Source organism: Streptomyces sp. NPDC002130 (assembly GCF_040296465.1).
Classification (GTDB): domain Bacteria; phylum Actinomycetota; class Actinomycetes; order Streptomycetales; family Streptomycetaceae; genus Streptomyces.
Map to the genome: position 1 here is coordinate 13,191 of NZ_JBEOXI010000037.1, position 19,746 is coordinate 32,936.

The 19,746-nt window shown below is 70.4% G+C and carries 17 protein-coding genes; 8 read left to right on the forward strand and 9 right to left on the reverse strand.

Annotated elements, in window-relative coordinates:
* The first annotated feature begins 7 nt into the window (after positions 1 to 7).
* Both ABT116_RS09910 and fabF read left to right on the forward strand, forming a co-directional pair.
* Positions 8 to 256, forward strand: a complete 249-nt coding sequence (locus ABT116_RS09910; RefSeq protein WP_003989952.1) for an acyl carrier protein — start codon at positions 8 to 10, stop codon at positions 254 to 256.
* 87 nt (positions 257 to 343) lie between these two features.
* Positions 344 to 1,615, forward strand: coding sequence for a beta-ketoacyl-ACP synthase II (fabF, locus tag ABT116_RS09915; protein ID WP_351630339.1), 1,272 nt, complete (start codon positions 344 to 346; stop codon positions 1,613 to 1,615).
* A gap of 124 nt (positions 1,616 to 1,739) precedes the next feature.
* Here the strand turns inward: fabF and ABT116_RS09920 are convergent, their stop codons facing one another.
* Positions 1,740 to 2,234 (reverse strand): DUF3145 domain-containing protein, encoded by a 495-nt coding sequence (locus ABT116_RS09920; protein ID WP_351630342.1) that lies wholly within the window; start codon positions 2,232 to 2,234, stop codon positions 1,740 to 1,742.
* 259 nt (positions 2,235 to 2,493) lie between these two features.
* Between ABT116_RS09920 and ABT116_RS09925 the strand changes: the two genes are divergently transcribed.
* The 3 genes from ABT116_RS09925 to ABT116_RS09935 all read left to right on the forward strand — a co-directional run bounded on the left by ABT116_RS09925 (position 2,494) and on the right by ABT116_RS09935 (position 6,727).
* Positions 2,494 to 3,381, forward strand: a complete 888-nt coding sequence (locus tag ABT116_RS09925; RefSeq protein ID WP_351630344.1) for an SGNH/GDSL hydrolase family protein — start codon at positions 2,494 to 2,496, stop codon at positions 3,379 to 3,381.
* A gap of 27 nt (positions 3,382 to 3,408) precedes the next feature.
* Complete coding sequence (locus ABT116_RS09930; protein ID WP_351630347.1) at positions 3,409 to 4,380, forward strand: aldose epimerase family protein; 972 nt, start codon at positions 3,409 to 3,411, stop codon at positions 4,378 to 4,380.
* A gap of 1,114 nt (positions 4,381 to 5,494) precedes the next feature.
* On the forward strand, positions 5,495 to 6,727 hold the full coding sequence (locus ABT116_RS09935; RefSeq protein ID WP_351630350.1) for a pyroglutamyl-peptidase I: 1,233 nt from the start codon (positions 5,495 to 5,497) through the stop codon (positions 6,725 to 6,727).
* On the opposite strand, the gene ABT116_RS09940 is transcribed toward ABT116_RS09935, so the two are convergent.
* The gene (locus tag ABT116_RS09940) at positions 6,678 to 7,514 is read right to left on the reverse strand and encodes an EI24 domain-containing protein (protein ID WP_351630352.1); all 837 of its coding nucleotides are present in this window, start codon (positions 7,512 to 7,514) and stop codon (positions 6,678 to 6,680) included. The genes ABT116_RS09935 and ABT116_RS09940 overlap by 50 nt on opposite strands.
* Before the next feature lie 198 nt (positions 7,515 to 7,712).
* Between ABT116_RS09940 and ABT116_RS09945 the strand changes: the two genes are divergently transcribed.
* Positions 7,713 to 10,280: a M14 family zinc carboxypeptidase gene (locus tag ABT116_RS09945; protein ID WP_351630355.1), complete on the forward strand. Its 2,568-nt coding sequence runs from the start codon at positions 7,713 to 7,715 to the stop codon at positions 10,278 to 10,280.
* Complete coding sequence (locus ABT116_RS09950) at positions 10,277 to 11,422, forward strand: serine hydrolase domain-containing protein (protein ID WP_351630358.1); 1,146 nt, start codon at positions 10,277 to 10,279, stop codon at positions 11,420 to 11,422. Before ABT116_RS09945 ends, ABT116_RS09950 begins: the two co-directional genes overlap by 4 nt.
* Positions 11,423 to 11,500: 78 nt before the next feature.
* Here ABT116_RS09950 and ABT116_RS09955 read toward each other — a convergent pair whose 3' ends face one another.
* Both ABT116_RS09955 and ABT116_RS09960 read right to left on the reverse strand, forming a co-directional pair.
* Positions 11,501 to 11,920 (reverse strand): organic hydroperoxide resistance protein, encoded by a 420-nt coding sequence (locus ABT116_RS09955; protein ID WP_351630361.1) that lies wholly within the window; start codon positions 11,918 to 11,920, stop codon positions 11,501 to 11,503.
* 94 nt (positions 11,921 to 12,014) lie between these two features.
* Positions 12,015 to 13,037 (reverse strand): NADP-dependent oxidoreductase, encoded by a 1,023-nt coding sequence (locus ABT116_RS09960; protein ID WP_351630364.1) that lies wholly within the window; start codon positions 13,035 to 13,037, stop codon positions 12,015 to 12,017.
* Positions 13,038 to 13,133: 96 nt separating this feature from the next.
* Between ABT116_RS09960 and ABT116_RS09965 the strand changes: the two genes are divergently transcribed.
* Positions 13,134 to 13,583: a MarR family winged helix-turn-helix transcriptional regulator gene (locus tag ABT116_RS09965; protein WP_351630367.1), complete on the forward strand. Its 450-nt coding sequence runs from the start codon at positions 13,134 to 13,136 to the stop codon at positions 13,581 to 13,583.
* A 118-nt stretch (positions 13,584 to 13,701) separates the two neighbouring features.
* Here the strand turns inward: ABT116_RS09965 and ABT116_RS09970 are convergent, their stop codons facing one another.
* The 5 genes from ABT116_RS09970 to ABT116_RS09990 all read right to left on the reverse strand — a co-directional run bounded on the left by ABT116_RS09970 (position 13,702) and on the right by ABT116_RS09990 (position 19,714).
* Positions 13,702 to 14,577, reverse strand: a complete 876-nt coding sequence (locus ABT116_RS09970) for an SCO2400 family protein (RefSeq protein WP_351630369.1) — start codon at positions 14,575 to 14,577, stop codon at positions 13,702 to 13,704.
* Between the two features lie 233 nt (positions 14,578 to 14,810).
* The gene (gene yjfF / locus ABT116_RS09975; protein ID WP_351630372.1) at positions 14,811 to 15,851 is read right to left on the reverse strand and encodes a galactofuranose ABC transporter, permease protein YjfF; all 1,041 of its coding nucleotides are present in this window, start codon (positions 15,849 to 15,851) and stop codon (positions 14,811 to 14,813) included.
* Positions 15,848 to 16,945, reverse strand: coding sequence for an ABC transporter permease (locus ABT116_RS09980; protein WP_351630375.1), 1,098 nt, complete (start codon positions 16,943 to 16,945; stop codon positions 15,848 to 15,850). The genes yjfF and ABT116_RS09980 overlap by 4 nt, the downstream gene beginning before the upstream one ends.
* The gene (locus ABT116_RS09985; protein WP_351630378.1) at positions 16,942 to 18,480 is read right to left on the reverse strand and encodes a sugar ABC transporter ATP-binding protein; all 1,539 of its coding nucleotides are present in this window, start codon (positions 18,478 to 18,480) and stop codon (positions 16,942 to 16,944) included. Before ABT116_RS09985 ends, ABT116_RS09980 begins: the two co-directional genes overlap by 4 nt.
* Before the next feature lie 232 nt (positions 18,481 to 18,712).
* Entirely contained in the window at positions 18,713 to 19,714 is a 1,002-nt protein-coding gene (locus tag ABT116_RS09990) for an ABC transporter substrate-binding protein (protein WP_351630381.1), read from the reverse strand.
* Positions 19,715 to 19,746 lie beyond the last annotated feature (32 nt).

Consider the following 19,746-nt stretch of genomic DNA (forward strand, 5'->3'; position numbering starts at 1 on the left):
CGCCAACATGGCCGCCACTCAGGAAGAGATCGTCGCCGGTCTCGCCGAGATCGTGAACGAGATCGCCGGCATCCCGGTTGAGGACGTCCAGCTGGACAAGTCCTTCACCGACGACCTGGACGTCGACTCGCTGTCCATGGTCGAGGTCGTCGTCGCCGCCGAAGAGCGCTTCGACGTCAAGATCCCCGACGAGGACGTCAAGAACCTCAAGACCGTCGGTGACGCGACCGACTACATCCTCAAGCACCAGGGCTGATCAACCGATCTGGCCCTCCGGGCTGACTGCCCCGCCACCCGGCGGTGGCGCCGCTTAATCCTCGGATCCGTTGGAGAAAGAATTCCCGTGAACTCGACCAATCGCACCGTGGTCGTCACCGGTATCGGCGCAACCACACCGCTGGGTGGCGACGCAGCCTCTACCTGGGAGGGCCTGATCGCCGGCAAGTCCGGCGTGAAGCCCCTGGAGCAGGACTGGGCGGCCGACCAGGCCGTCAAGATCGCGGCCCCGGTCGCCGTGGAGCCGACCGAGGTCATTCCGCGGCCACAGGCCCGCCGACTGGACCGCTCGGCGCAGTTCGCGCTGGTCGCGGCCAAGGAGGCCTGGGCCGACGCCGGTTTCGAGGCGAAGGCCGGCGAGGACCCGAACATCGACCCCGACCGGCTCGGCGCGGTCATCGCCTCCGGTATCGGCGGCGTGACGACGCTGCTCGACCAGTACGACGTGCTGAAGGAGAAGGGCGTCCGCCGCGTCTCCCCGCACACCGTGCCCATGCTGATGCCCAACAGCCCGTCGGCCAACGTGGGTCTGGCCGTGGGCGCCCGGGCGGGCGTGCACACCCCGGTCTCCGCCTGCGCCTCGGGCGCCGAGGCCATCGGCTACGCCATCGAGATGATCCGCACCGGCCGTGCCGACGTCGTCGTCGCGGGTGGCACGGAGGCGGCGATCCACCCGCTGCCCATCGCCGCGTTCGGCAACATGATGGCGATGTCCAAGAACAACGACGACCCGCAGGGCGCGTCGCGTCCCTACGACACCGCCCGCGACGGCTTCGTGCTCGGTGAGGGCGCCGGTGTCGTGGTCCTGGAGTCCGCCGAGCACGCCGCGAAGCGCGGTGCCCGGGTGTACGCCGAGGCGGTCGGGCAGGGCATCTCCGCCGACGCGCACGACATCGTGCAGCCGGAGCCGGAGGGGCGGGGCATCTCGCACGCCCTGCAGAACCTGCTGGACCGAAACGACCTGGACCCGGCGGAGATCGTGCACGTCAACGCGCACGCGACGTCCACGCCGGCCGGGGACATCGCCGAGCTGAAGGCGCTGCGGAAGGTGTTCGGTGACGACGCCGACCACTTCGCGGTGTCGGCGACGAAGTCGATGACCGGGCATCTGCTGGGTGGTGCGGGCGGTGTGGAGACGGTTGCGACCGTGCTCGCGCTGTACCACCGGGTGGCGCCGCCGACGATCAACGTGGAGAACCTGGACCCCGAGGCCGAGGCGAACGCCGACGTCGTGCGGGGTGAGGCTCGGAAGCTGCCCGTGGAAGGCCGCATCGCCGCACTGAACGACTCGTTCGGGTTCGGTGGGCACAACGTGGTGCTGGCGTTCCGGACGGTTTGATCTCTGAGCGTTTCAATGGCCCGGACCCTGAGTGGGGTTCGGGCCATTCGCCGTTTCTGTGACGTTGTGTGCCGGGTGCGGGCCGGTGGGGGTTGATCGCGCAGTTCCCCGCGCCCCTAAAAACTCATACCACCTGGTGGAGCCAGCGGACAGGGGCGCCTTCTCCGGCGTATCTGAAGGGTTCCAGTTCGTCGTCCCAGGGCTTGCCCAGGAGTTTGCCGATCTCGGCTTCCAGGTCGGTCTCGCCGCGCCGGCTGCGGTGCAGCGCCGCGCGCAGGCGGTCCTCGGGGATGAGGATGTCGCCGTGGATACCGGTGACGGCGTGGTAGATGCCCAGGTCGGGGGTGCAGCTGTAGCGCTCGCCCTCGGCGGTGGGGCAGGGTTCCGCGGTGACCTCGAAGCGCAGGAGGTGCCAGCCGCGCAGCGCCGAGGCCAGCTTGGACGCCGTGCCCGCCTGACCCTGCCAGGAGAACTCCGAGCGCCAGGTGCCGGGGGCGGCCGGCTGACGGATCCAGTCCAGGCTGACGCGCGTGCCGAGCACCCCGGCGATGGCCCACTCGACGTGCGGGCACAGCGCGCGCGGCGCGGAGTGCACGTACAGAACTCCACGTGTCGTCACCGGAACCTCCGGGCAGAGCGGGACATGGTGCAAACGGGCGGAACGGCTGTGACCGGGCGGGTCACGTTGATGGCGAGGCTACCGTGCGCGGGCGCAAGGAGTGTGACGTACGGTCGGTCCAGGTGCCGGGAAACGCCTGCCATTCACCCATGGGGACGCTTGTACGGGTGTGAGCCGTTGCACCTGATCGGTCGGGAACCCTCGTGCGTTGTTATGGGTTGGGGAGACAGGCACGGCGTGGCGAGGGGATGGACCAGGGATGCGGAAGCGAAGCCGTCGCACACGGGGCGTTGTGGCCGTGGTCGTGGCGGCCGTGCTGGGTGTCGCCGGGTGTGATGCCGTGGGGGGCGATTCCGCCGCCCCGTCCGAATCCGCGAAGCCGTCGCCGAAACCCACGCCCCTGTGGGACCGCAGCCCGGGTTCCGTCGCCGCCGTCGGGGACTCCATCACGCGCGGGTTCGACGCGTGTGACGTGCTGTCGGACTGTCCGGAGGCGTCCTGGGCGACCGGCGCCAGCCCCGAGGTCGACTCGCTCGCGGTGCGGCTGCTGGGGCGGACCGGGGCCGCACAGCGGAGCTGGAACCACGCCGTGAGCGGGGCCCGGATGGCCGATCTGCCCGGACAGATGGCCCGGGCGGTGGGGCGCAAGCCGCAGTTGGTGACGGTGATGGTCGGGGCGAACGACGCCTGCCGGTCGACGCCCTCGGCGATGACCCCTGTCTCGGCCTTCCGTGCCGACTTCGAGGATTCCCTGCGATCCCTGCGCAAGGCCCTTCCCAAGGCGCAGGTGTTCGTGGCGAGCGTGCCGAACCTGAAGCGGCTGTGGTCGCAGGGCCGTACCAGCCCGATGGGCAAGCAGGTGTGGAAGCTGGGTATCTGCCCGTCGATGCTGGGCGACCCGGACGCTCTGGACTCTGCGGCGACCCTGCGGCGGGACACGGTGCAGAAGCGGGTGGAGGATTACAACAAGGTCTTGGAGGAGGTCTGCGCCGAGGACGAGCGGTGCCGCTACGACGGGGGCGCGGTGTACGACTACCGCTTCGGCACCGCCCAGTTGAGCCGCTGGGACTACTTCCACCCCAGTGTGAACGGACAGGCCCGGTTGGCGGAGATCGCGTACCGCACCGTCACCGCGAAGAAGCCCTGACCCGGACTCTGACTTAGAGTTCCGCACATGAACGAACTCTTCGGAACACTTTCCGACGGGACGCCGGTGCACCGCTGGACCCTGGAGCGGGCAGGCGTACGGGTGCGGGTCCTGTCGTACGGCGGGATCGTGCAGTCCGTGGAGGTGCCGGACCGGGAGGGCCGGGCCGGGGACGTGGTGCTGGGGTTCCCGGATCTCGACGGGTATCTCGCCCATCCGGAGCCGTACCTCGGCGCCCTGGTCGGCAGGTACGCCAACCGGATCGCCGGCGGCCGGTTCACCCTGGACGGCCGGACGTACGCACTGGAACCGAACAACGGGCCGAACTCGTTGCACGGTGGCGCGCGCGGCTTCGACAAGCGGGTGTGGGACGCGGAGCCGGTCGAGCACGGAGTCCGGCTGACCCGGATCAGCCGGCACGGCGAGGAGGGGTTCCCGGGGCGGCTGGAGGTCTCGGCGACGTACACGCTCGACGAGAGCGGCGCGCTGCGGATCGTGTACGAGGCGGTGACGGACGCGCCGACCGTGGTGAACCTGACGAACCACAGCTACTTCAACCTGGCCGGTTCCGGTGACGCGGGCGGTCACGAGCTGCGGCTGGCCGCCTCCCGGTACACGCCGGTGGACGCGGAACTGATCCCCGCTGGCAGCCCCGAGGAGGTGACCGGGACGCGCTTCGACTTCCGCGAGGCCCGCAAGACCGGCTCCGGATACGACCACAACTTCGTGCTCGACAAGGGCGTGACGGACACGGCGGTGGAGGTCGCCGAGCTGCACGATCCGGCGTCCGGGAGGGTGCTGACGGTGGCGACGACCGAGCCCGGCCTCCAGCTGTACACGGCCGACCACCTGGGCGAACCCTTCGCGCCCGGTGACGGCATCGCGCTGGAGACCCAGCACTTCCCCGACTCGCCGAACCGGCCGGAGTTCCCGACGACCGTGCTGCGTCCGGGCGAGGTGTTCCGCTCGGAGACGGTGTACGGGTTCGGCACCCGCTGAGGGGGCCCGCGACAGACCAAGAGCCCCGGTCCGGAGGTCAGGTCCCGGGCCGGGGCTGCTCGGTGGGGAACTTGTCCCGGATCAGACGTTAATCGTCGCGGTGATCCTGCGGTCCGTGATCGAGCGTCCGACCTGGATCTCGTACGAACCCTTCACAAGCGACCACGAGCCGGTCGCTTCGTCCCGGTCTCGAAGGCTCGGCGTGGGCGTTTTACCGCAAGCTCGCGAAACCAGACCGGGGTATCAGGCGAGGAGTGCCGGCAAGGCCGCTCGTGCCGAACGCGGCGTTGTTCGCCGCATTGGCCGACGAAGAAGCCAGTCTGAGACAGCCGTCTCGTCAGGACGGCTGTCAGTTTGTCGTCCTTGCCGCTCGGGCAGGACGCTGGGCGTTCACCTCATCCGTTCGGACGCCTCGGTGCGCTGCCACCACGCTGCGCCGGGTGTGCGGCGTGTGGGTGACGCTCTGTCAGAGGGTTCGAGTCGCGCCGTCTGTCCGTTCGAGAACCCCCAGACAGGCCCTCACCTCGTGAAACGACCGGTTCGCCGCGCTGAGGAACAACAACCGGCTGGTTACGCTGAGTTTCAGGGGCGCCCTCTCCTGTAGGACTTCGAGGCTGAGGAGCACTGACGTGACCGACCTTGTCAGACCTGGGCACAGGACCCGTTCGCCACGGACAACAACTCACACCGGTGGTTCCTGCGGCAGAACAGCGACGGCACCGTGCGCATCGCAGCACTGGCGGCTGGTCTCCCACCAGCCGGTCGTTGCCCTGAAGGTGGTCGGCGATGGCCAGGGCGTAACGCGGATGAACGACCGAGACCATGTAGAAGTCGTTGCCTCGCTCCGCGTGTCAGCCCCTGGTCCTCTGACGAGGGGTAGATCCGCCACAGCTGGGAGAGATTCGGTCCGCCCCACATGCGGGTGAGGCACCCTGGCGCGGGGCGCGCCGGGCGACAGCAGCAGGGATGTGGCCTGGCAGTTGGTACCGGTCGGCCGGGAGGCGACGGCGAGGATCCCCGCCTGAGCCCCACCCATGGCGTGGACCCCACGCGTCACGCGATACTGCGGCCGTCCGGCACCGACCCCCCACCTCGACGGAAGGCCTGAACACCCTTGATATCCCTACGCGTTCGCCTCGGCGTGCTCGGTCTCGCCCTGCTGACCGGCTTCACCACCCCGACGGCCGCGAGCGCCGCCCCGGCGGCCCCCTCCCCCACCGTTGAGGAGCAGCGGCTCGACCGGGCCGCACCCCAGGAGATCCTGCGCCGCTCCGGATTCGACACCCTGGCACCGCGGTTGGCCCGGGCCCTCGACTCGGCCCGCTCCTACGGCGAGGCCCGCCGGGCCGTGGCGCGCGAGGGCTCGTCGCTGTGGCGGCACGCGGTCGACCGGGCCCAGGGGCGCGGCCCGTCCGGCGGAGACCTCAGCCGGGACGACGACCGCCCGCTGTACTGGGCGCGGCTGGGCATGACGCGTGAAGTGCGCACCTGGGAGTCGGAGTTCGGCCTGACGGACGGGCAGCGGGCCGCGCTGCTGGACGAGCTTGAGCGCACCTCCCGCGGCCAGGACGCCATCCGGTATCCGCACGGCAAGGGCCTGAAGCGGATCCTGCTCACCGGCTTCGATCCGTTCACCCTGGACCGGGACATCCGTATCTCCAACCCGTCGGGCGCCACCGCGCTGGCCCTCGACGGCACGGTGATCGAGACGGCGGACGGTCCGGCCCGGATCGAGACGGCCGTGTTCCCGGTGCGCTGGCAGGACTTCACCGAGGGCACGGTGGAGCGGACCCTGCGGCCGTACCTGCCGAAGGTCGACCTGTTCACGACGGTGAGCCAGGGCCGGGTCGGACGGTTCGACATCGAGCGGACCAACGGGGCCTGGCGGGGCGGCTTCGCGGACAACGACACCGTCGGCCGCACCGGGACCGTGCCGGTCGCCGACCCGGCCTCGCAGCCGCAGTGGACGACGACCACGCTGCCCCATGCGGCGATCGTCGCCGCGCAGACCGGCCGTTTCCCGGTGTACGACAACACCAGCGTCACCGAGATCCCGGCCGGCGGCTCCCAGCCCGTCGTACGCCCCGAAGGGCCGACGCCCGGCTCCACCGCTCGCGCGGGCGGCGGCGGGGACTACCTCTCCAACGAGATCGCCTACCGGGCCACCCTGCTGCGCGACCGGCTCGGGCTGCGCGAGACGCTGCCGGGCGGGCATGTGCACACGCCGGTACTGCAGTTCGGCACCGGGAACACCACCGAGATCACCGACCCGGAGTTCGTGCGCAACCGGCTGGACATCATCGCCCAGGTGAGGACCATCCTGAGGGTGGCTGCGGAAGCGTCTTAGCGGCCCCGTCGCCCTCCTCGCCGTCTTCGCCGCCCTCGTGGATGTCCTCGCCCAGCAGGTCGCGTGCCATGAGGGTGGCGCCGGCCACCGCGCCCGGCATCAGGAACACCGCGACGAACGGCACCAGGAACGCCACGGCGAGCGGCGTGCCGAAGCCCCAGACCAGGGTCTTGCGGGAGCGCAGCAGGGTGAGGCGGGTGCGCAGTTCGACGCTGCGGCGCTGGAGGGCGACGGCGGTCAGTTCCTCGGTGAGGAAGAACCCGGTGACGAAGAACCCGATCACCGGGACGACCGTCTGCCCGACCACGGGGATGAAGCCGCAGCCGAACAGCAGCACCCCCCACAGGGCGGCCCGCAGCACGACCCGGAGGCTGTCCCGGGCGGAGATCCACAGCTCACGCCAGAACGGCAGCCCCGACTCTGGGGCGTGCCCGTCCGGGGACACGTCCCGGTCGACCTTCTCGGAGAGGTTCTCGTAGAAGGGCTGCCCGATCAGCAGGGTCACCGCCGTGAAGGTCACGACGGAGAGGAGCAGACCGAGGGCGAACAGCACGGCGGTCAGGAAGCCGCGGAAGAGTCCGAGCCACGGGCTGGACCAGTCGTCCGCGAACGGCGTCGCCCAGCCCACGAGGTCCTCGCCCCACAGGGCCAGCGAGACGAGCGCCGCCGCGTAGAGAACGAGGGTGATCAGACCCGGGAGCAGCCCGAAGCCGTACTGCCTGCCGTGCCGGGCCACCCATCGCTGGCCCTTCAGGAGGTACCGGAAACCCGTCCCTAGATCGCGCATGGGGGAACCCTATCCGGGCCCGGGTCGCGCTCTTGACGCGCTCCGGTCACACGGCTGTCACGGGTCGCCCAGGTCAGGCCGGACGCGCCGGTGAGAGCCATCCGGGTCACACGTGACACCAACGCGCTCTTGTTGCCGTTGAGTCGAACCGGTACAGCTCACCGTACCGATCTCAGGAAGCCCCAGGAGGAGGTACGCGTGCGCACCAAGAGAAGCGTTCCTGCGAGACCTGCACTGATCACCGCCCTGGCCCTCGCCGCGGCGGGTTCGCTCCTGCTCGCCCCCGGCGCCGCCGGCGCCGACCCGTTACCCGTCACCCGTGAGGGCTCCGCCGTGGACGACCGGGCGGCACGAGCTCCCGCGAGCGCGGCGCGACGCGCGTTGACCGCGGACGCCCCCACCGCCGCCCCCACCCGCTCCTACCCCCGCCGCCTGGCCCTCTCCCCCGACCCGGAGAACCCCGGCGACAGGTCCCTGAAGCTGGGACTCACGCCGTACCACGCGATCGCGCCGAAGCTGAACGCCCTGCAGCGTCTCGGGGACCGGGTGAGCGTGGAGGTGACGGGCCGTTCGGCCGGCGGCCACCGCCTCTACCTCGTCACCGTCACCGCCCCGGAGACCACCCGGCAGGCCCGCGCCCAGGAACGGATGCGCGAGCTGATCGAGAACGCGCCTGCCACAGCGGCGAAGTCCCGTGAGATCACCCGCGACTACAAGACGCCGGTCTTCGTCAACAACAACATCCACGGCAACGAGTGGGAGGGCACGGACGCCTCCCTGAAGGTCATCGAGCAGCTCGCCACGGCGAAGGACACGAAAACCAGGGACCTCCTCGCGCACAGCCGCCTGTACTTCAACATCACGGCGAACCCGGACGGCCGTATCGCCGGTACCCGCGCCAACGCGAACGGCTTCGACCTCAACCGCGACTTCGTCACCGCCTCCCAGCCCGAGACCCGTGCCATGCGGCAGATCGAGCTCGGCACACAGCCGGCCGTCCTGCTCGACCTGCACGGCTACGTCAACGGCACCCTCATCGAGCCCACCACTCCCCCGCACGGCGAGAACTACGAGTACGACCTCTTCCTGAAGAACACCTACGCCAACGCTCTCGGCATGGAGTCCGCGGTCAACGCCCTCGGCTACACACCCGCGAGGGACGGCGTGGAGGCGGCCCAGATCCCCTTCCGCGACCAGGAGGAAGGCTGGGACGACTGGCCGCCGATCTTCACCCCGCAGTACGCGGCCTTCCACGGCACGGTGGCCGCCCACACGGTGGAGATCCCGCTGGCCGTGAACAACGAGGAGTACGACGAGCTGCCCGTCCCCGAGCTGCGCCGCCGCTCGGCGATCAACACGGCCGTGGCGGGCGCGGCGATCCGCGCGACGCTGAACCACGTCCGCGAGCACCGCGGCACCCTGATCACCGACCAGATCGAGGTGTTCCGGCGCGGCGCGGCGGGCGCCGCGCAGGTGCCGGTGTCCCCGGAGACGGTCCCCGGCGTTCCCGGCATCGGCCCGGAGGACGTCTACACGACCACGTTCCCGCGCGCCTACGTCATCCCGCCGGGCGACGCCCGCAGCCGGCGCCCGGGACCCGCCGCCGCCCGCCTGGTCGATCACCTCCTGGCCAACGACGTCCGCGTCACCCGCGCCACCCGCGCCTTCCGGCTGGCCGGCCGGACCTACCCCCGGGGCTCGTACGTCGTCGACCTGCACCAGCCCAAGCGCGGCATGGCGAACGCACTGCTGGCCGACGGCCGGGACATCAGCGGCAAGGTCTCGGTGATGTACGACATCTCCGGCTGGAGCCTGGGCAGTCTGTGGGGCGCCACCGTCGAGCGGGTGCCGTCGGGCAGCCTGCGGGGCGCGCCGCTGCGCCCGGTCGGCGAGGCCGCACCGGTCGCGTACGTGCCCGCGCACGGCGACCTCCGGCTGCGCCTGTCCGATCCGCGCGAAATCGCCGCCCTCAACTCCCTGCTCCGGCTGGGCGTTCCGGTGCGGCGGGCGGCGGACGGCAGCGCGATCGTCCCGGCGTCGGCGCGCCGCGAGGCGCGCACGGCCGCCCGCACGCACGACGTCTCCTTCACGGCCACACGGCAGTCCGGCACGGCACCGCTCCAGCGCCTCCGCGTCGCCGCGGCCGTCACCCCGGGTGAGCTGTTCGCCCTGCGGGAGATGGGCTTCGACGTCACGCCGGTCTCGACGGCCGTGCTGAACGCGGGCTTCGACTGGTCGGGGGCGGACGTGCTGTTCGTGTCCGCAGGCCTGGACCGCGCGGACCTCACCGAACCCGCCCGGCAGGCTCTGGACGCCTTCCTGGACGGGCACGGCCTGGTCGGCCGGGGCGCTGCGGGAGCGGCCCTGAACGCGGCGGCGGGGCGGCTGGCGGTCAAGCCGGTGGAGGGCAACGCGGACGCGAACGGTGTGGTGCGGGTGCGCAATTCCGGCGGCATCACGCGTGACGCACCGGCCCGCGGCTTCGTCTACGCCCCGCTCTGGTTCACCGACCCGGGCCCCGGTGTCCGCGTGGAGCAGTCGTACGCGACCGGGAATCCGCTGGTCTCCGGGCACTGGCGGCCGCTGCGGGACGGCTCCGGCGGTCCCGCCGCTGCCGCCGGGCAGGCCTCGGTCGTCAGCGGGGGCCACACGGTCCTGTTCGGTACCGAACCACTTTTCCGGGACCACCCGAAGGGTGAATTCCCGCAGGTGGCGAGGGCATTGTTCACAGTGGCACACAGCGCTTCAGTCAAGGAGAGCGGATGACGCAGGAGATCCACGGCGGCGTGGCGGACGGCTTCGAGGCGGTGCGCGAGGAGTTCGCCGCGTTCGTCGCCGGGGAGCGGGCCGACTACGAGGGGCAGCTGTGCGCCTACGTCCACGGCCGGAAGGTCGTCGACCTGTGGGCGGGGACCGACGCCGACGCCCTCTACGGTGTGTTCTCGTCCACCAAGGGCGCCGCCTACCTGGTCGTGGCTCTGCTCGTCCAGGACGGCACGCTCGAACTGGACCGCAAGGTGACGTACTACTGGCCGGAGTTCGCGGCCGAGGGCAAGGGCGCTCTGACCTTGCGGGACCTGCTGGCGCACCGGGCGGGCGTGGTCGGTACGGACACCGGCTTCACGCTCGCGGAGCTGGCCGACGACCGCCAGCTCGCGGAACGCCTCGCCGACCAGCGGCCGTTCTGGCGCCCGGGCACGGCGTTCGGTTATCACGGGCTGGTCGCCGGCGCCCTGGCCGGGGAGGTGGTGCGCCGTGCGACCGGCCGCACCCTGCAGGAGGTCTACCAGGAGCGGATCAGGACCCCGTACGGGCTGGACTTCCACCTGGGCCTGCCCGCGCCCGAGGAACCGCGCTTCCGGGGCATCCAGCCGATGGTCCCGACCCCCGAGCAGCAGGCCGTGCTCGACGCCACGCCCACGGGCCCGCACACGCTGGCCTCGATCGCGTTCAACGGCAACGCGGCGGAGCCGACCGAGCTCTTCTCGCTTCCCAACATGCCGCTGATCCGGGCGAAGGGCCCGGCGTCGGTGGGCGGGGTGGCGTCCGCTCGGGGTCTGGCGGGGATGTACGCGGCGGCGATCAGCGGGGTGGGCGAACAGCCTGCGCTGCTGAAACCGGACACGGTGGCGGAGTTCGGACAGTTCCACTCGACCGGCTACGACCTGGTGGCCCGGGCCCACAGGTCCTTCGGGCTCGGCTTCCAGATGACGGCTGACACGTGGTACCCGTTCCTCGGTGCCGGGACGATCGGGCACGGCGGCGCGGGCGGCTCCCAGGCCTTCGCGGACCCGTGGAGCGGCCTCGCCTACGGCTACACGCGCCGCCGGTTCGCCTTCCCCGGCGGGGCGGCCCCGGAGAACGGCCTGCTGGCGCGGGCGGTCCACACGGCGGCGCTCGCCCTCTGAGGGCCCCTGCGCCCGCGCACGGGCGGAGGCCGCACCCCACGTCCAAGGGTGCGGCCTCCGCGTACGCAACGAGCGTGGTCAGACCAGCGTCACGGTGATGTTGCCGCGGGTCGCCTTCGAGTACGGGCAGACCCCGTGGGCCTTCTCGATCAGTGACCGGGCGGTCCCCCGGTCCACCTTCGGGATGTCGGCCGAGATCTCGACGATGATCCCGAAGCCGTCCCCGTTCTTGCCGAGGCCGACCTTGGCGGTGACGGTCGAACCGGAGAGGTCGGCCCCCTCCTGACGGGCGACGACACCGAGAGCGCCCTGGAAGCAGGCGCTGTACCCGGCGGCGAACAGCTGCTCCGGGTTGGTTCCGGCACCGCTCCCGCCCATCTCCTTCGGTGGGTTGACGACGACGTCGAGCTTGCCGTCGTCGGTGGCGACCCGCCCGTCGCGCCCGTTCTCGGCGGTGGCGACGGCGGTGTACAGGACGTCGGACTGCTGGATCGGCATGCGGTTGTGTTCCTTCGGTCGTCCGCCGCGGCTCGCGCCCGGGCCGAGCGGATTCGGAAAAAACTTACCGCATGCCGAAAACCTACAGAAGGCGTCAGAGCTTGACGATCATCTTCCCGGTGTTGGCACCACGCAGAACGCCCAGGAACGCCTCCAGGTTGTTCTCGATGCCCTCGACGACGGTCTCGCGGTACTTCAGCTCGCCTGAGGCGACCCAGGGCGCGACCTCCTGCACGAACTGCGGCTGCAGGTCGTAGTGGTCCCCGACCAGGAAGCCCTCGATGCGGCCGCGGGTGGCGATCAGGCGGGCGAGGTTCTTCGGGCCCGGGGCGGGCTCGGTGTTGTTGTAGACGGAGATCATGCCGCAGACGGCGATCCGGCCGCCCTGGTTGAGGGAGCCGATGGCCGCCTCCAGGTGGTCACCGCCGACGTTGTCGAAGTAGACGTCGATCCCGTCGGGGGCGGCGGCGCGCAGCTGCTCGGCGACGGGCCCGTCCTTGTAGTTGAAGGCGGCGTCGAAGCCGTACTCCTCCGTGAGGAGCTTGACCTTCTCGTCCGACCCGGCGGAGCCGATGACCCGCGAGGCGCCCTTCAGCCGGGCGATCTGGCCGACCTGGCCGCCCACGGCGCCGGCGGCACCGGACACGAAGACGGTGTCGCCCTCCTTGAAGGCGGCGGTGCGCAGCAGGCCCGCGTAGGCGGTGAGGCCGGTCATGCCCAGCACACCGAGGTACGTCGACAGCGGCGCGGCGTCCGGGTCCACCTTCACGGCGTTCTCGGCGCCGACGACCGCGTATTCACGCCACCCGAAGAAGTGCAGCACGTGATCCCCGACGGACAGCCCCTCGGCGTTCGACGCCACGACCTCGCCGACGGCACCGCCCTGCATGACCTTGCCCAGCTCGAAGGGGGCGACATAGGACTTCGCGTCGCTCATACGGCCACGCATGTACGGGTCCACGGAGAGGTACTTGTTCCGGACGAGGACCTGGCCCTCACGCGGCTGCGGTACGTCCACCTCGACGAAGGCGAAGTCCTCGGGCTTCGGCCAGCCGACGGGACGGCTCGCCAGGTGCCACTCGCGGCTGACGGCGGGGAGGGCGGGGGTGTCGGTCATGGTGCGCCTTACCTCACTGGCTCGATGCTTCAGTACGTGAAACAACCATGCTCCTGAAAATTTCAGGTTGTCAAATAACCGGGTACCCTCGACGGCATGGCTTCCACCACACCGACGCCCGAAATGACGGGCACCCGCCCGGATCAGCTGACTCTCGACGTCGTCGAGCTGATCGGGGAGGTCGTGGCGCGGTTCCACGAGGACTACGAGTCCGCGGCGGCGGAGCATGCCCTCACCGGCGCGCAGGCGCGGCTGCTCAGTCTGCTGTGCCTCGAGCCGCTTCCGATGCGGAGGCTGGCCCAGCAGCTGAAGTGCGAGCCGTCGAACGTCACGGGGATCGTGGACCGGCTGGAGGCGCGGGGCCTGGTCGAGCGGCAGCCGAACCCCGCCGACCGCCGGGTGAAGGTGGCGGCGGCGACGGCGGAGGGGCGGCGGGTGGCCCGGAGCCTGCGGGAGTCCCTGCGGTTCGCCCGGGAGCCCCTGGCAGGACTCTCCGAGGGGGAGCGGGTGGCATTGCGGGACACACTGCGGCGCATGCTGGGCTGAGGCCGGGCGCCGCCGTCAAGGGATCTCGCGGCTCAGGGCCGGGTGCGGCGGCGCGTTCGAGGAACAGGGCCGGCGCACTCACGACGGTGGCCTCTCGGCGAAACCGGCCGAGCGGACGCTACGTGCACCACCAGAGGAACCGCTTGCACGGCTCCGAGGCGGAAGGCTCCGGTTCCGGGGGCCGGGTGGTCGGATCCGACGTCGGGGCGGGGCCCGGGCCCGAGGTCGGCGGGGCGGCCGTGGGAGTGGACGCCGGGCCGCTGGGGGCGCCTCCCGCCGCCGACTCGGGATCCTTCGACGGTTCGGCGCCCTTCGGGGACTCCGAGCTCTCGCCCTTCGGGGACGCGGAAGCGGACGGTGTGTCAGATGTCGTCGGAGAAGCGGATCCTGACGGGTCGTCAGTGACAGTCCTCTTGCCGCCCGAACCGCTGCCCGGCTCCCCCGCCTCGGGCGAGGCGTCCCCGTCCGCCGACTCGCCACCGGCCGCTGCCGGCTTCGGCTTCGAGCCGGGGGCGTCCATGCCGAGTTCGGCGAGGCTCAGGCCGCCGGCCGCCAGTACGAACCCGGCGGCCACGAACAGGGTGCGGCGGCGCCGGCGGCGGTGCGCCGCGGCCTTGCGGTCCCGCCGGCTCGACCCGCCCGGACCGTCGGGGGCCGGGCCGCGCCCGTGTCCGCGCCGCCGGGCCGCGCGCCCCACGCGCTCGCCGTCGTCATCGCCGTATGCGTCGCCGTCGTCATCGCCGTGCGCGTCATCGTCGTACCCGTCACCGCCGTACCCGTCACCGCCGTACGCGTCGCCGTGTCCGTCGTGGGGGGCGCGCGACTCGTGCGGTCCCGCCGACCCCTCCGGCATGTCACCGGCGTGCCCCGACGCGGTGGCGCCGTATCCGCCGTACACCGGGTCGCGCCGACGCAGCGTGTCGGCCGAGGTGCCGCACCCGGGGCAGGCGAGGGCGCCGTTGAGGTGCCGTCGGCACGGGTCGCAGTAGTCCATGACGCGGGAAGACTAAGTTCCGCACGGGGGGCGTTCCTAGAGGCCGCTGTGAAGATTGTGTGCGGAACCCGCTTTTCCGCTTTGCTCAGTTGAGGTCAAGCCCGACCATTCGCCGCGATCCTCCGGTGGCGGGCGGACATGCCACGCGGTCCGTCGCACGGGGGGGGGGTGTGCGACGGACCGCGTGGGGTGGGAGGGACCGCGTGGGTCCCGGGGGGGGCGTGCTCGTCGGGTCAGGTCTGCTTTCGGGTCGTCATGGCCCGCTGGATCAGAATGAACGCGCAGAGCAGGACACCGGTGGCGATCTTCGTCCACCAGGAGCTGAGCGTGCCCTCGAACTGGATGATGCTCTTGATCAGGCCCAGCACGAGGACACCGAAGAGGGTGCCCAGGACGTAGCCGGAGCCGCCCGTCAGCAGCGTGCCGCCGATGACGACCGCGGCGATCGCTTCGAGTTCCATGCCGACGGCGTGCAGCGGGTCACCGGACTGGATGTACAGCATGAACAGCAGGCCGGCCAGCGCCGAGCAGAAGCCGCTCACCGTGTACACGGCGATCTTCGTGCCGCCCAGTGGAAGCCCCATCAGCAGCGCCGACTGCTCGTTGCCGCCGATGGCGTACACCCGGCGGCCGAAGCGCGTGTAGTGGAGTATGTAGAAGGCGGCGGCGAGGACGGCCAGGGCGACGATGGCGCCGATCGACAACTCCCCCAGTCCGAGCGACACCCGGGTCTGGGCCATGCTGCTCACCGTGGAGTCGCTGACGGAGATGGACTCCTTGCTGATGACCAGACACAGGCCCCGGAAGAGGAAGAGGCCGGCGAGTGTCACGATGAACGGCTGGATCTCGAAATTGTGGATCACATAGCCCATGAGGAAGCCGCCGAGCGCGCCCACCCCCAGGGCGAGCGGGATGACCAGCAGCAGCGGCAGGCCCTGACGCTCCACCAGCCACGCCGTGAACATGGTGGTGAAGCCGATCAGCGAGCCGACGGACAGGTCGATGCCGCCGGACATGATGACAAAGGTGGCGCCGACGGCGGCGACCAGTAGATAGCCGTAGTCGATGAACAGGTTGAGGAAGACCTGCGGTTCGCCGAAACCGTAGTTCTGGTAGCGGCTGAGACCTCCGATGTACATCGCCAGGAACAGGCCGACCGTGACCAGGACGGGCAGCCGCCGGTCGCCGAGCAGGCGCGCGGCCGTGGACGCCTTCGCCGGCGTGGACGGCGTACGGCCTTCCGCTGCCGTACGGGTCTTGGTGGTCGCGCTCATCGCGACACCTCCATCTTCGGGGCGGCGTCGGCAGAGGTGGCGGGCTCCGCCGGGGCGGTGGTCCGGGCGCCCTTCGCGCCGAAGACCTTGGCCCGGAACTTCGGGGACTGCAGCAGGCAGACGACGATGACGACGGCGGCCTTGAAGACAAGGTTCGTCTGCGTGGGCACGCCGATGGTGTAGATCGTGGTGGTCAGGGTCTGGATGACGAGGGCGCCGATCACGGTGCCGCCGATGGAGAACCGGCCGCCGAGCAGCGAGGTGCCGCCGATGACGACCGCGAGGATCGCGTCCAGCTCGATCCACAGACCGGCGTTGTTGCCGTCCGCGGCCGAGGTGTTGGAGCTGATCATCAGGCCGGCGATGCCCGCGCACAGGGCGCAGAACATGTACACCATGATCTTGATGCGCATGGACCTGATGCCGACCAGGCGGCTGGCCTCGGCGTTGCCGCCGACCGACTCGACGAGCAGGCCGAGCGCCGTACGGCGGGTCAGGGCGACGGTGACGGCCACGACGGCGGCCACCACGAAGATGGAGAAGGGCAGCGTCAACCAGTAGCCGCCGCCGATGAGCTTGTACGGCTCGCTGTTGATGGTGATGATCTGGCCGTCGGTGATCAGCTGGGCGACACCGCGTCCGGCGACCATGATGATGAGGGTCGCGATGATCGGCTGGATGCCCATTCGGGCGACCAGGAAGCCGTTCCACAGGCCGCAGACCACTGCCGCCACCAGGCCGATGCCGATGGCGAGGAAGACCCCCGCCAGCGCGTTCTGGTCGGCCTGGTCGCTGATGTACGAACAGGTCAGGGCGCCGGTGATGGCGACCACGGCGCCGACGGAGAGGTCGATGCCGCCGGTGGCGATGACCAGGGTCATGCCGACCGCCACCAGGATCAGCGGCGAGCCGAACAGCACGATCGAGACGAGGCTGCCGTAGAGGTGGCCGTCCGTCATCCTGATCGCGAAGAAGTCGGGGGTGAAGGGGACGTTGACGAGCAGGAGGAAGATCAGGACCGCGACCGGCCAGAAGAGGTGGTGGTGCGTCAGTGCTCGCCAGCGGGAGGGGGTGGTCACTGCCGGGGTACTCACTGGTGCTCTCCGCTCGCGATGGTCTCCAGGATCTTGCTGGTGGTGATCTCCGGCCCGTTGGTGATGCGCGCGACGAGCTTGCGGTCGCGCAGCACTCCGATGGTGTGGCTGAGCCGGAGCACCTCCTCCAGTTCGGCCGCGATGTACAGCACGGACATGCCGTCCTCGGAGAGGGAGACCACGAGCTTCTGGATCTCGGCCTTGGCGCCGACGTCGATGCCGCGCGTGGGCTCGTCGAGGATCAGCAGCTTCGGCTGGGTGATCAGCCAGCGGGCGAGCAGCACCTTCTGCTGGTTGCCGCCGCTCAGCTGACCGACACGGGCCTCGGGGTTGGCGGGGCGGATGTCGAGGGCCTTGATGTACTTGGCGACGAGTTCGTCGCGCTGGGAGGCCGGGATGGGCCGGGTCCAGCCGCGGGACGCCTGGAGGGCGAGGATGATGTTCTCGCGCACCGTGAGATCGGGGACGAGGCCCTCGGTCTTGCGGTTCTCCGAGCAGAACGCGACACCGGCGCCGATGGCGTCGTTGGGAGCGCTCATCGAGACCTGCTTGCCGGCGATGGTCACCTTGCCGCTGTCGGGCTGGTCGGCGCCGAACAGCAGCCGGGCCAGTTCGGTGCGGCCCGAGCCGAGCAGTCCGGCGAGGCCGAGCACCTCACCCTTCTTGATCTCCAGTTCGAAGGGGGCGACACCGCCGGTGCGGCCCAGGCCCTCGGCCTTGACGAGCGTCTCGCCGACGTCGGAGCGCATCTGGTGCTCGTGGAGCTCCTCGAGCTGGTCCAGGGCCTTGCCGATCATCAGCTCGATCAGCCCGACCTGGTCGAGGTCGGCGACCATGTGCTCGCCGACCAGGGTGCCGTTGCGCAGCACGGTCATGCGGTCGCAGATCTCGTAGATCTGGTCGAGGAAGTGCGACACGAAGAGGATCGCGACGCCCTCGTCCCGCAGCCGCCGCATCAGGCGGAACAGTTCGAGGACCTCGTCGCGGTCGAGGCTGGAGGTGGGCTCGTCCAGGACGAGCACCTTGGTGCCGGAGCCCTCGCCGTCGCTGTCGCCGTGGCCCACCGACCGTACGATCGCGACCAGTTGCTGCACGGCCAGCGGGTACGAGGACAGCGGCGCCGACACGTCGATGTCGAGGCCGAGCCGGTCGACCATCTCCGCGGCCTGCTTGCGTATCTGCTTCCACTGGATGCGGCCCGCGCGGGTGGGTTCACGGCCGATGAAGATGTTCTCCGCCACCGAGAGGTTGGGGCAGAGGTTGACCTCCTGGTAGACCGTGCTGATGCCGGCGTGCTGTGCCTCCAGCGGGCTGCCGATCCGCACGGCCTTGCCGTCGAGGGTGACGGTGCCGCCGTCCAGGGAGTAGACCCCGGTCAGCACCTTGATGAGGGTGGACTTCCCGGCCCCGTTCTCGCCCATGAGGGCGTGGATCTCGCCGGGGAAGAGCCGGAAGTCGACGCCCGACAGAGCCCGTACCCCCGGAAACTCTTTGACAATGCCCGTCATCTCCAGGACGGGCCGCGGCTCTGCCATACCTCTCCCTAGTGAGGGGATCACCGGTTCTACCGGTGGTGATTTCATTCCGTTTAAGGGTTGATCACGCCCCGCAAGGGGTCGGTTCGGGCTGGACCGCAGCCTTTGGGCTGAAAGCCCCGACGTGGGGCGGATCACGGCAGCGCTCCTCTTGAACGAGCCGCTGCAGGCCCGCAGGGCCCGGCCGACCGGGATTCGGTCGCCCGGAGGCCCTGCCGGTGGGTGCGGTCGGTCAGTACTTACGGGTGGGGAGCGCGTCCTTGGCCTGGTCCTGCATGAAGTCGCTCTCCTTGGTCTTGATCCAGCGCTCGACCTTCTCGCCCGCGTGCACCTTCTTCACGACCTCCATGAGCTGGGGGCCGAGCAGCGGGTTGCACTCGACGATCGCGTTGATCTTGCCTTCGGACATGGCGATGAAGCCGTCCTTCACACCGTCGACCGTGACGATGAGGATGTCCTTGCCGGGCTTCTTGCCGGCCGCCTCGATGGCCTGGATGGCGCCGAGACCCATGTCGTCGTTGTGCGCGAACAGCACGTCGATGTCCGGGTTGGACTGCAGGAAGGCCTGCATGACCTGCTTGCCGCCGGCGCGGGTGAAGTCACCGGTCTGGCTGGCGACGATCTCCCAGTCGTCCTTGTGCTCCGCGTCCATGACCTCCTTGAAGCCCTTGGCGCGTTCGATCGCGGGGGCGGCACCGGTGGTGCCCTCCAGCTGGGCGATCTTCACCTTGCCCTTGTGGCCGGCCTTCTCCAGAACCTTCTCCAGGATCTTGGCGGCACGGCGGCCCTCGTCGGTGAAGTCGGAGCCGACCAGGGTGACGAACAGGGACTCGTCGCTCTCGACGGACCGGTCGGTCAGGACGACCGGGATGTTCGCCGCCTGGGCCTCCTTGAGCACGGCGTCCCAGCCCTTGACGACCACCGGCGAGAAGGCGATGACGTCCACCTTCTGCGCGATGAAGCTGCGGATCGCGGAGATCTGGTTCTCCGGCTTCTGCTGCGCGTCGGAGAACTGCAGCTTGATGTCCGCCTCCTTGGCGGCCGACTTCACCGAGTCGGTGTTGGCGGTGCGCCAGCCGCTCTCGGAGCCGACCTGGGCGAAGCCGAGGGTGATCGTCTTGCTGCCGCCGGAGGAGGAGCCGGAGGGGCCGCCGTCCTCCTTGGCGCAGGCCGCCAGGGTGCCCGCCGCCGCCACGCCGACCGCCGCGGTGAGGAAGTTCCGTCTGTTGAGCATGTGTCTTCTCCTTTGAAGAGCCGGTTCGGGGA